The sequence below is a fragment of the Mariniflexile fucanivorans genome (assembly GCF_004341235.1).
GTDB classification, from domain to species: Bacteria; Bacteroidota; Bacteroidia; order Flavobacteriales; family Flavobacteriaceae; genus Mariniflexile; species Mariniflexile fucanivorans.
This window is the reverse complement of sequence record NZ_SLUP01000004.1, coordinates 261,024-273,459: the sequence shown is the minus strand read 5'-3', so window position 1 is coordinate 273,459 and position 12,436 is coordinate 261,024. Positions and strand designations below refer to the sequence as shown.

Here is a 12,436-nt window from a genome sequence, read left to right as displayed (position 1 = left end):
TTTTTTAATTTTTATTTTGTATTGATTGTAATTTTTTGTTCTGATTGATTTCGCATGATAACTAAATCCAGTTTATCCGTTTTATTTTCAACATTTATTTTGAAAAAATCCTGAACATTTTTCACTTTTTTTCCATCCGCTTGAAGAATAACATCACCTTTTTTGATGCCGTTATTTTGTACAGCAGGGCTTGGAGCCCATGTACGTAATATGATGACGCCTTCGGCGGAATTTAATCCATAAGCCGATTGTTCTTGCTCTGAATCTACGCTTTTTATGTTATTACGTAACCATGCAACTTCCGGACTGCTTTGTTTTTCTGAAGCATCTTTTATTACGGGAACTTCTGGTGTTTTGGCAATCTTTTTTAATTCAGATTTTTGCACACCAAATTGATCCATCGGGAAATTTTTAAATCCGATTTTTAATGCTGGAGAATTTTCAGCAACAGAAAAATCTAAATTTGAAGGATCTTTAAACATAGGATCGCCATATTGACTGTGTTTATCTCTATCGTAAATTTGAGATTTCATCATAGCTACTTCATTTGGAAACAAGTTATAATCCAACTCTTTACCCCAACCTAATAAACCAACATCTTGATACGTATCGCCCACAATATTATGTTTGAAAACATCTTCACTATTTGCAAACCAAACATGTGGATGCAAAGAGTTGTTCACCATGATATTGTTTTCTGCAACGCGTTTAAAGCCTTCGCGAAATTTTAAACCGCTATTCAACATTAAATTATTGTAAATGTGATAGTTTGAAGAACCATCATCTAAATCGACATCCCAACCATGATCGCAGCGAAAACGGTTGTTTCTAATGATTGTTGTTTTTACGGCATCCCACTTGTACATATCTGGAATCTCCGTGGTTAATTTATTCATTACGTCTCGTTTTGGAAGCCAAAAACGATCACGACCCCATGAGTTAAATGATCCATGATCACTCGTTTCTAACACCGTATTAAACACATCGTTAAATTCTAAAATATGACCACCCCACGTACCATCACCAATATTAATTCCTGCTCTTGGCACATCGTAAATGCTGTTATGACTTACGGTAATGTCCATAGCCATAGAAATTTGAACTCCTGCGGTTTGTTTTTCTGTTCTACCAATACGGTGAATTAAATTATCTTTTACCAAACATGCGCGCGGATATAACTCGTTTTTAGGTCCTGAAAGGGTATCCATTTCTGAAAATGGTACAAACTGACTATAATTAAAAGATGGTGAACGTACCGCCGATGGATCACCTACAAAAGAAACCGCACTAGCTCCGTTATCATGAATATGGTTTCCTGTAATTTCCAAGCCTTTATTGTATTTGCTCGCCATAATCACATTACCACCTAAATGAACAAAAATGCTGTTTTCAACTTTACAGTTTTCAGTACCTTCAAAAAACACCACAGCTCCTCTGTAAATGTTCCAATCGCTTCGTAACAAAGGCTCAAATTTGTCCATAAACGTGCGCTGTGTCTGTTCAAAAGTGATGTTGCTAATGGTGACGTTTTTCACAGGATTTTCTAAAGTTCCAACAACTTGAATTAAATCTTTAAGTACAGATACTTCGATTTTGGCATTGTTTAGTTGAACATTTTCTGTTGGCCAATAATATAATTTGCTGTTTTCTTTGTCTAAAAACCATTCTCCCGGGCTATCCAATTCTTCAAAAACATTTTCTACCATACGGTATTCTTCATGAGGTGTAGATGGCCTATTATTCTGATGTCCGCCCTCTAAAATGGCTGTTCCATCTTCGTTTATTCCTGTAATTTGAAAATGGTAACCGCCCCACCTACCTTTGTGCAATGCATGAAAAAATGCACCCTTTGGATGTTTCCATTTAGCAATGCGTTCTTTTGAAATAGCATCAGCCGCATACCCTTGCCAATAATGACCATTTTCGTCATAATTTGGATAACGCGCCAAAATTTGTGGTACTCCATTGATTACCAGTTGGTCGAAGTTTAAATTTTCAGGAACCGATGTCTCATAAATAGTTTCATTAAACTTTTTCCATTTAGGATTTAAAACCACAGAACCTTTTATACTTACTTCAGAAGCATCCGTTCCTTTTATGGTCAATCCGCTTAAAGATGCAGGAATAGTTATGGCTTCAGACAAATGATATTCACCCGGCAACATATTAATTACAATATTCAACTTATCATTATTAGCTCTTAATTGAGTCGCTTTAGCAATGGCTGCTTTTAAATTTGCAAAAGGTTTTTCTTTGCTACCATCTGAATTTTTAGCAGCATTTTGTGACACATAAATTTCGATGCTATTTGATTGTGCTACGCACGAAAAAAACACCGTTAAGACTACTAATAAAATACTTACTCTCTTCATTATTCTTTATTTTTTTTAATTGTTGGCTTACCTTTTAAATAACCTAAGGACTCTAAAAACACATCGGCTTCATACACGGTTTCTATGTAGCATTTATCGTTCTTCTGCTTGCCTTTATTGAAAAAACCATGTTCTTGATTTTCAAAAATAAACACCTCACATCTACTTCCTACAGCTTCCATTTTTGCTTTAAATGCTTTAGCTGTTGAAACCGGAATCAATTTATCTTTATCTCCTAAAAAGAAAATGGTTGGTGGTGCGCCTTTTGTAATATTATACATCGGTGAAAATTCTAAATAACGGTCACCAATTCTATCATAGCCATAACCCTCTGGTCCATTATCAACCACTGGGTTAAAAAGTACCAACGCATTGGCTTTTGTACTGATTGAAGTATCCTCGCCTTCTTCATTTAAACCTGAAAGCATCGTAGTTGCCGCTGCCAAATGACCTCCTGCCGAACCTCCTGCTGCAACAATTTTATTAGTATCAATTTTAAATTCTTTAGCATGCGTTTTTACATATCTCATGGCAGATTTAGCATCTTTCACCGCTTCAAATGGTGAAGTATTGTGTTTATTTTTCACTCTGTAATCCACCAAAACAGATACCATACCTCGAGAAGTGAAATATTTTGCCTGATCTTCAAACTGTGTAATGCTGCCCCCATTCCACCCACCTCCAAAATAGAAGATAATGGTAGGGTATTTATTCTTTACACCTTCGGGTTGATAAACACTCAATTTTAAAGTATCCACTCCAATTATTTTATAGATATACTCTTGAGGTAAAGGTGGTGTTAATGTTTTATTTTGACTATTTACGTTTGTAAATATCAGCAACAAAACAATTGCTGTGAATATCTGTTTTATCATTTGATTCTATTTAATATACAATTATAGCTTTACTATAAGCTTTGCTTAATCTAAATTCTAACTGTTCTGGGTTAGACCTATTTATTTGCCCTTTTCTAGATGCAATTAACTTGCCATTTTCATAAACTTGTAATTCTGCCGATTTTTTACCTTCTAAAAAAGGAGCGCGTATTACTATGGGACCATCGTTTTCAATTACAAAAGTATTTTCTGAACGTTGTATTGAAATTGTAACTGGCGTGCCTGATGCCACAATACCCCAACCATCTTGTTGGTAATTATATATTCCTGATAAAAATAAATACTCAATGGCTTGACTGTCTTTTACTTTTCGAGTGATTGACACCAGTCCTTGTTGGTACAAGTTATCTGTTTTAATTATATCTTCTTCGTTGGTATTTAAAATTATCTTATCCGTTGTTTTATTATCATTCAACAACACCTCAATGACTTGCGTATTCGGATTTTCTTTAAGTGATGAATAAATCACGTTAGTAACAGGATTTTCTTCTCCTTCAACATAGGGATTAAAAACCATGGCGAACGGATTTTCCCAAGCAGAAGCGTCTCTTTTTACAATTAAAGTTTCCATGCCTTTATCTAAAACCTCAGCAGGTGCGCTTCCATCAGAAAGTGCATTCGATTTTGGTGACAACGCCTTATAAATACTTTGATTTTCACTGCCTTTTACCCAAACCTTCATTAAATTGTCTGCTTCATTTTTGCTCTTCAACCTAAAAAGTGCATGTACATCTTTAGCTGTTTCTGTTTTCTTTTTATTGGTTAAATAGTTATAGGCTTTTAAATCACCTAGTTTACTTCCAAAGTCGGTAGTTTCTGCTAAATTTAAGGGCTTCGCAGTCGTATCTAAAATCTCTAACGACTGACCCAAATTATGATAAAAATAATCATGCCGTTGATTGCCTTCTTCTTGTTTTTTTGAACGGAACACATCTACAATATATCCTTTTGAATTTTTACCTTTAATTATAGCCGTAAATCGCTGTTGATTGGCTTTTGTTTCTGGTTCTAAAAAGGACACTTTTGAAAACGTTAGCTTATCGAAATTAGGCGTATCTCCAGTTTTTGGAAAATGATTATCTAAACTAAACGGGTGGTAACCACGCATGGCTCCATAATCGGACTTTCCATCAACAACCACCGTATTATGCGCTGGAAATCTGGAATAATAATCTCGATGATCGGTATGCCAATAACTAGGACCTTTACCACTGTCAGGCCCTAACACATAGTTGTTTGCAAACAATTCCATTGAAATACCATTTACATGGGAATGATTGCCGTAAGAACCTGCCAATGAAACCATTATCGCATCGTTTCCTTTGCCCAATCGTTGATTGAACATGCTAATATTCGATGCATAAAAGGTTGGCGAGGTTAATTTACTCAACCCATCTTGAGCATCCTTTGTGACTTTTAAATCGTCTACATAAAAAAACAGTTCGAATAAACCATCTGCTTTTCTGTTGTATTCGCCTTTGGAAATCATATTATTTAACAAGCCCGAAATAATGGCTTCTTTCTCTGTATTGTTATATTTTCTATAATTTGAAATTAACAATTCAAAATTTTCTGGAGGAAGCGGTTTATGACCAGAATCTCCAAAACCTGCCATATAACCACTAGGAAATAAATATTGAAACGAAGCCAAAGCTGCCTTTTCGATGATAGGATAGTTAGACAACTCATTTTTATCAGTAAAATGGTCTAGCAATGTAAAAATATCAAGCAGACTGGCGATAACGTGTACAGAATAGGTAGGACACTCCGGCCACATACCGGTTTCCTGATCGTAAACCAATAAAGATTCATCGATAGATAATTGTCTTTCAGTAGAAGTATTAAAGGTATATTCTAAAAAATATTCGCGCCCTTTTCCGTTTTTATAGGCTTTGTTGTTATCTAAAACCAAGGCTACATAGGTTAAAAAACGTGCTTGAAATAAATTCCAGTTGTTGTCTGGAATTCCATTTACAATAATTTGATCGCCCCATTTTTGAAACACCGCATCACTGTGGGCTATATTTACTTTTTCTTTTTTGAAATAATCATATAAAAAATCGTAAGTAGTCGCTAATCTGACTAATACACCCTCATGAATCACCTCAAAAGTTGACAATCCTGAAATCCGTTGTTGGGTACCATTTTCTAAATCTATAGGAGCATCTCGATAATACATGCCTTCCATATAAGTTTCAAAAACAGGCTTTGCAAATGCGGCGTATTTTTCATCGCCCGTAACCCAATACAAAAAGGCAGCATCTTCTATTAAGCTTATAATTTGCTCATTGATTTTTTCGATGGTGAAACCTATTTTTGATGAATGCACCCATTCTTTCACACCTTCTTTATTTTCTAAAAAGAAGCCTCTTGGGTCGTCAAAATAAGGTTCCACCTCTTCAAGTTTCGGACGCTTATAATCGGATGCCCAATCGCGTGTTCCCGAAAAACGAACGGTTGGAACTGGTGCTTTTCCTTCGGAATGAGAAAAATTACCACCTTTTAAAAACACTTTATCGTGTTTAGTTTTCCAATTCATTTGCAGTCTGGACACCAACCAAGTTGGGTCTTTTTCACAATACTCCAGATATTTTTCCAGATTTATAATTTTCTTATCTACCAAGCTTTTTTTCCATTCGGTAGATTGAATACTTTCTAAAAATTCGGTTTTGGATGCATTGGTGGTATAGATTCTTGGATGTCCTAATTCTTGTGCGAACGATACACTTGGACACATTAACATAACCATTACTAAAGCAACTAAAAACATTTTTATTTTTATAATCATCTTACGAATTATTGAATTTCAATATTGTATCCAGCCGGATATTCTTTTGATTTACCTTTGCTTAATTGAATTTTCACAGGCTTATCTGCTGAATAATAATAGGTACCGTTTTTAATTTTTAATTCTGCTGAAACGTCTTCATTCACAGCTTCAATTTTATAGTTTCCGTGTTGTAGAAGTTTCCCTTTCCCTAAATATAAATATTGAAAGCTATTGTTTTCTTCAGAAGCAATTCCGAAAACCCCTTGAAATTTTAAATCGTTTATTGGTTCGTAAACTTTATTATCAATGGCGTTACAGATGTATTGTTTACTGTTTTTTGAAGTTACAGAAATACTTGTAAAATTTTCTGAAGTTTCTAATTTAGAAATATTTTGAATGGCTTTTTTACCCGTTTCATACGATTCAAAAACTGACACAAATGGATGTGATTTTCCGTTGATACCATTTTGACGTACGATTAATGTAGGTGTTGTTTCCGGACTTTTATTGACTTGTTCCGGTGTTACATCATCGCGCAGTGTCGTTGGTGGCGCATCTACCACATACAATTCTCTGTTATTTTGCCCCATCATCCACATGTTTACATGTAGTGCAGGTGATACTGCAGAAATATCCCAAGTCGCATTAAAATCATTACTATGATTTACCTTTCTTTGATTTTTAAAAAATGCGTAAAATTTATCATATTTCACGCCTAAATCATTTATTTCCTTCAAACTTAAAGGTGCATTAGATGCATTTTTAAGCGTTACTGAATTTCCTAAATTATGATGAATGTAGTCGTTATCGGTTTGATCTGATCTAAAAATATCGACATAGTAGCCTGTGGTTTCAGAAGTTCGAACCATCGCTACCAAACGACGTTTTTCATCTGCAGATACATCGGCAAACGAAACATAATTAGATGTTTCTACACTATTATAAAAAGCGCCTTCGTCGGTTTTCGGATCCATCGCGTTTATAGTGATCTCTCCTTCTTTATAACCTGGTACGATGGTATTAGAACCCAAAATCCCACGGTGATATCCTGCATCGTCTGACCAATACGACTCGTATGCAGAAGCATCAGGCGCTAATGCCCATCCTTTTCCATAAAACTGCATGGCCAGTCCGTTTTCAGTTAAATGCGATTTGCTTTTTCCTCCGTACAAAGTAAACATCAATCCGTTGTTTTCATCGTTGCCATTCTTCATAATGAGATGCCTGTGAAACTCGGAATACGCCGTTCTATGAAATGGTAAATCGCTCCCTGATTCTGGTAGAGGTTGATTCAAAACGATGCCCTGCCAATCAGACTTATGCCTATCATATTGCCCCGAAGCGATGTTTTTACCAATAACGGTCGCCATAGCTTTCGCGGTTTCCGTATCGCCTTCCCAAGTTGCGTAGGTTAATAGCGATTCAAAAGAAGAAATATCTGCAGGACCACCACGCATGTCTCCAAAAACCACCAAATTTCCACGAGCATCCAACCAACCTAAGTTTGCCAAAGCCGCCTTTTTAATAATTGGGTTTCCAGCTAAAGTATTCACACCCACTTTATATAACTTCAAGCCCATATCCAATACCAAAGAAATCATACCAGAAGCATAACCAGGTGATTCCGGCCATAAGCCCGTTTCTTTATCATAGAAATCCATGATGACTGGCAAGCCTGCAAAATTTTTGGAAGGTTTGTCTTCGGTATAAAACGGGATGTAATAATCGCGACCTTTTCCATCTTCATAAAAATCATTGGACTCCAAAACAAGGATGCTATTCATTATGTTTTTATAACGATTCACATTCCAGTTGCCGACTTTTCCACCTCTAATCAAACCAATTTCTATAAAACGTTTAAATACCGTACCAGCTACATCAACCGGTTTTTTGTGAATGGTTTTTAAATGTTCGTGAGGATGCGCGTTTAAATAATCATATAAAAAATCGTAGGCAATGGACATTGGTATTTGTCTGTCGTCATGAATCACCTCATAATCGTAATATCCCATAATGCCTCCTGGTTCGTAACCTCCGGGACCGTTGGTAGATTTTTCAGGATCTAATGGTGGTTGCATGTAATAGGTTCCCAATAACCAAGTATTTAAAATATCAGCTGAAAATTTTGCATATTTTTCATCTTTTGTTACATAATAGGCAAACGCTGCTTCTTCTGCCAATTTTAGAATTTCCATATTGTTCTGACGAATCATATGCCCGCTCTTTTTATATGGAATTAAGACTGGTGTTTTATCTACGCTAGAACGACTGATGCCTAACATATCACCCGACTCGTTGTATGGAATTCTATCTTCTAAAGGCACATTCAGGTAATCGTTCCAAGTACGCATACCAGGAAGACGAACGGTTGGCACAGGGGCATTGCCTTCACCGTAATCCCAATTCTGATTTTTGATATAACATTGGGTGTAATGTTCGCCTTTTTTCCAATACATGGCCAATCTTGAAACCATCCATTCGGGGTCGGTAACATGACGGTTTACATGAACATCAATGTCTTCTAAAAGTTTGTTCCAAGATGCTTTTGCCCAATCTTCCTTTTCAATTTTTTGTAGCAATTCAGCTCTGTCTTCTTGCTCTACAAATAAGCGCGGATGATTCCCTGCTTTTTGAGCATGACTGAATATTGCTACTAATAACAATGTAATAATTAAGGATATTTTTTTTGTTAAGCTCATACAGTTTAAACTTTTTTGTTTTTAATGAAGCGGTACTGTTTCAATATCCGGATTGTTTTTTGCCTCCAGATATTTTTTAAGTATTTCCTGATCTAACTCTGAACTATCGCCATAATGTTTACGCATTTCGGATAGTTGCTTTTTCAGTTTTACAACCACATTGGCGTACGCAGGATCGTTAATCACATTCTTCATTTCTTGAGGATCGTTTTTACGATCGTAAAGTTCCCATTCATCCACATCATAATAAAAATGTGCTAACTTATATTCCTGAGTAATAATGGCATAATGCCTTTTTACCATGTGGATTCCTGGATATTCGTAATAGTGATAATACACCGCATCTCTGGTCCACTCTTTATTATTTCCAAGTAATAACGGTATTAAACTTTCGCCTTGCATATCGGAAGGTGGCACAATATGCGCCGCTTCTAAAATGGTTTGTGCAAAGTCTAAATTTTGAACCATTTCAGTATTGGTGGTTCCTGGTGTAATCACATTTGGCCACTTAATTAATAAGGGCGTTTTAAAAGATTCATCGTAAACAAAACGCTTATCGAACCAACCATGTTCTCCTAAATAAAAACCTTGATCGGAGGTATACACGATGATGGTGTTATCATCAAGTCCTGTTTTATCTAAATAATCTAATAAACGACCTACATTTTCATCTACAGAAGCAATACAACCCAAGTAATCTTGCATGTAACGTTGGTAACGCCATTTCATCAACTCGGTATCGTTCATGTTTGGATATTGTTTTTTAAAATCTTCCATCATAGGTCCGTAAACAGAATCCCAAACCGCTCTTTGTTCGGCATTCATGGCACCTACCTCACGGTCGAACGCTTCAACATCCCAACCAGATTTATCTTTGATGCCCAATTCTGCCATCATTTCTGGGTACATTTTAGAGTCTCCAGCCCAATTCATATGTTCCAACAAATTCATTTCTGCGGTTTTAGCCGCCGACCCTCTACCTTCGTAGTCATCGAACAAAGTTTCTGGTTCTACAAAGGTTTTCTTAGTGAATTCTTTAAAGTGACGTGGCGCTGGCAACCATTCTCTATGCGGTGCTTTTTGCATGGAAAACAACATAAATGGCTTGTTTTCATCTCTTCTGTTTTCCAACCACTCTAAAGTCATGTCCATAATAATATCGGTTACATAACCTTCAACCGTAATTTGTCCGTCGTTGGTATCGAAAATAGGATTATAATATCTTCCCTGTCCCGGTAAAATTTTAAATTCATCTATCCCTTTTGGATTGTTTCCGAAATGCAATTTTCCGAACATCGCCGTTTGATACCCTGCTTCTTGCATTAACTGCGGAAAGGTGGTTTGAGATTCATCAAAAGGAAACACATTATCAACTTTTCCATGAATATGGCAATGTTTACCAGTTAAAATGGTTGCTCGTGAAGGTGCACAAATTGAATTGGACACACAGGCATTAGTAAACTTAATACCTTCATTTGCAATACGGTCGATATTTGGTGTTTTAATTAGATGATCGCTGTAAGCACTAATGGCTTGATACGCATGATCATCAGACATCATAAAAATGATATTAGGTCGTTGGGTTGGCAGCTCTTTTTTTACTGTCTTGACGCCTTGTGTTTTACAAGATACGGTTACCATTAAAAGCAATACAGCTACTAATTTTAAACTTTTATTCATTATCAATTATATATTTAATTTTCTTCAATATAAATCACAAAACCATTGTTGCTTTTCACGTTTAAGTTTAATTTCGAATTATTATTAAATTCTTTTTCTTCAATTTTTACATGGGTTCTGGTATTGAGGCTCTCGTCATCGGTATATACCTTTCCCTTATAATTTGTGTTTTCTTTTAAAAATGAAAAATCTAGGATAATATCACGCTCCGTGGTTCCATTGATACATCCAATAAACCAATCGTTGCCTTTTCTACGGGCAATAACTCCTATTTCGCCAATTTCAGCTTGAAGCACTTTGGTTTCATCCCAAGTAGTCGGTACATTGTTGAAAAACTCCAATTCGGGTTCATTTCCAATGGTATTGGTATTCCCCCAAAGTGCATCGTCTTTAACTGGAACCGCCGGAGCTTTATCGTACCAATACAAAAATTGCAATGGACTAAAAATGCACACTGTTTTTGCTAATTGTGAGGCATGAGATCCCATTTTATTTACTCTTGCATTGTAATAGCAAACCGTATTATCAGCAGCACCTGCCAACATTCTGGTAAACATGGTAATTAAAGTATGGTCGTTAGGCACAGATTCCTCATCCCCACGAATGCCTTCTTGGGTTAAAAAATTAGGATAGGTTCTTGAAAAACCTGTTGGCCTGTATTCATCATGAACATCAACTACCATTTTGTATTCGGCAGCTTTTTTTATAGCTTCGTGCATCCAAGACGTTGCATCTTGGTCGCCCACTCTAACAAAGCCAAATTTAATTCCAGAAATCCCCCATTCTTTAAACAATGGCAATATGTCGTCCAGTTGTTTTTCTAAAGCTCTTCGGTTTACATACAGCATCACCTTAACGCCTTTTTCTTTGGCGTATTTACAGATGGCTTCGATATCAAACGGTCCTTTAGAACGTTTAGGGTCCAATGTAACGGTGGTGGCATCAGATGCATCTTCCATTTCATTACCGTACCAACCAGCATCAAAATGTACATATTGCATGTTATGGCTCGCAACAAAATCGATGGCTGCAAAACCACCTTGCGTTGTTAGGGTGCCTTCGCGTAGTACCTTTCCTGGAGAAATCCAAGATTCATCTGCTATTTGAGAAGGATCACTTAAATTTTGAATGATGTAATTGTTTTCAATCAATTCGGCATAACTTTTCCCCATCATAACCACACGCCATGGTGATTGAAAAGGTAATTTTTTATGAACCTTTGTACCTGCATCGATACGATCAGAAATAATAGCTCCTGTAATGGTATCCTGTTTTTGCTCTCTCATTTTTCCATCGAGAGAAGAAACAATACTATACTTTGACGAGGTTCCTTTGTTAAAACTCAATCTCGCATAATCCACTAATTTGGCTTCCGCTAAAGCTATTTTAATGCTATCGCTAATTTCAATTAAAAGTGGACGTTCTGCACCAACTTCTAATTCGGTCATAGGAATTTTTCGGTATTTTCCTTGGGCCGTTAGCATCCTTTTTTCTCTTCTTGGCGTTGACCAAACGGAATAATTTTCTTGAAAATTATAATGAATGTTTTCACTTAAACCAATCTCTGAAATACCATTTTGTTCTGGGACTTCGTAAGCAAAAGCGATGCCTTCATTATAAGCTCTGACTATAATATTAAGCTTCGTTTCATCTAATTTTAAGAATATTTTTAGTTGATTGTATTGGTCTGGAATGGTGCTTAATTCACTGAAATTGGAATGCCATTCGTTGTCTACACTAGACTCTTCTACTTTCAAAACCGATAGCTTACCACTAAAATTTAAATCATTCGAAACCAATTCTAAAATAGATGGTAATAAAATTTGATTTTCTTTATAGAATATGGAAAATGAAATACCCTGATTTACCGACTCATTTTCAGCAGATAAAACCTTAAATACATTATCGCCATTTGGTGAGCTTAACTGAATGCTTTTTTGTGAACTTTTACAGCCTACAAAAGCCCAAATCGTTACAAAAAACACAAACAATAATTTTGAAACAGTTAATCTCATCTTC

Annotated in this window: 6 protein-coding genes; all 6 read right to left on the bottom strand. The window is 36.0% G+C overall.

The genetic code is table 11. The features are described from left to right. Positions 1 to 11 precede the first annotated feature (11 nt). From EV196_RS10340 to EV196_RS10315, 6 genes are read right to left on the bottom strand one after another with little or no spacing between them, the layout of a single operon-like run. Positions 12 to 2,372: a PDZ domain-containing protein gene (locus EV196_RS10340; protein ID WP_132217683.1), complete on the bottom strand. Its 2,361-nt coding sequence runs from the start codon at positions 2,370 to 2,372 to the stop codon at positions 12 to 14. Further along, positions 2,372 to 3,247, bottom strand: a complete 876-nt coding sequence (locus EV196_RS10335) for an alpha/beta hydrolase (RefSeq protein WP_132217682.1) — start codon at positions 3,245 to 3,247, stop codon at positions 2,372 to 2,374. The genes EV196_RS10340 and EV196_RS10335 overlap by 1 nt, the downstream gene beginning before the upstream one ends. A gap of 10 nt (positions 3,248 to 3,257) precedes the next feature. Continuing rightward, positions 3,258 to 6,056 (bottom strand): heparinase II/III domain-containing protein, encoded by a 2,799-nt coding sequence (locus EV196_RS10330; RefSeq protein ID WP_207902846.1) that lies wholly within the window; start codon positions 6,054 to 6,056, stop codon positions 3,258 to 3,260. 8 nt (positions 6,057 to 6,064) lie between these two features. Then, positions 6,065 to 8,737: a hypothetical protein gene (locus EV196_RS10325; protein WP_132217681.1), complete on the bottom strand. Its 2,673-nt coding sequence runs from the start codon at positions 8,735 to 8,737 to the stop codon at positions 6,065 to 6,067. A gap of 21 nt (positions 8,738 to 8,758) precedes the next feature. Continuing rightward, the gene (locus EV196_RS10320) at positions 8,759 to 10,417 is read right to left on the bottom strand and encodes a sulfatase family protein (protein ID WP_132217680.1); all 1,659 of its coding nucleotides are present in this window, start codon (positions 10,415 to 10,417) and stop codon (positions 8,759 to 8,761) included. Between the two features lie 14 nt (positions 10,418 to 10,431). After that, positions 10,432 to 12,432, bottom strand: coding sequence for a glycoside hydrolase family 97 protein (locus EV196_RS10315; protein ID WP_132217679.1), 2,001 nt, complete (start codon positions 12,430 to 12,432; stop codon positions 10,432 to 10,434). Positions 12,433 to 12,436: the final 4 nt, after the last annotated feature.

What these genes read in the sequence shown, in the direction of transcription:
- EV196_RS10340 (WP_132217683.1), bottom strand. Translation starts at nt 2,372, where the DNA reads ATGAAGAGAGTAAGTATTTTATTAGTAGTCTTAACGGTGTTTTTTTCG.
- EV196_RS10335 (WP_132217682.1), bottom strand. Translation starts at nt 3,247, where the DNA reads ATGATAAAACAGATATTCACAGCAATTGTTTTGTTGCTGATATTTACA.
- EV196_RS10330 (WP_207902846.1), bottom strand. Translation starts at nt 6,056, where the DNA reads ATGATTATAAAAATAAAAATGTTTTTAGTTGCTTTAGTAATGGTTATG.
- EV196_RS10315 (WP_132217679.1), bottom strand. Translation starts at nt 12,432, where the DNA reads ATGAGATTAACTGTTTCAAAATTATTGTTTGTGTTTTTTGTAACGATT.
- EV196_RS10325 (WP_132217681.1), bottom strand. Translation starts at nt 8,737, where the DNA reads ATGAGCTTAACAAAAAAAATATCCTTAATTATTACATTGTTATTAGTA.
- EV196_RS10320 (WP_132217680.1), bottom strand. Translation starts at nt 10,417, where the DNA reads ATGAATAAAAGTTTAAAATTAGTAGCTGTATTGCTTTTAATGGTAACC.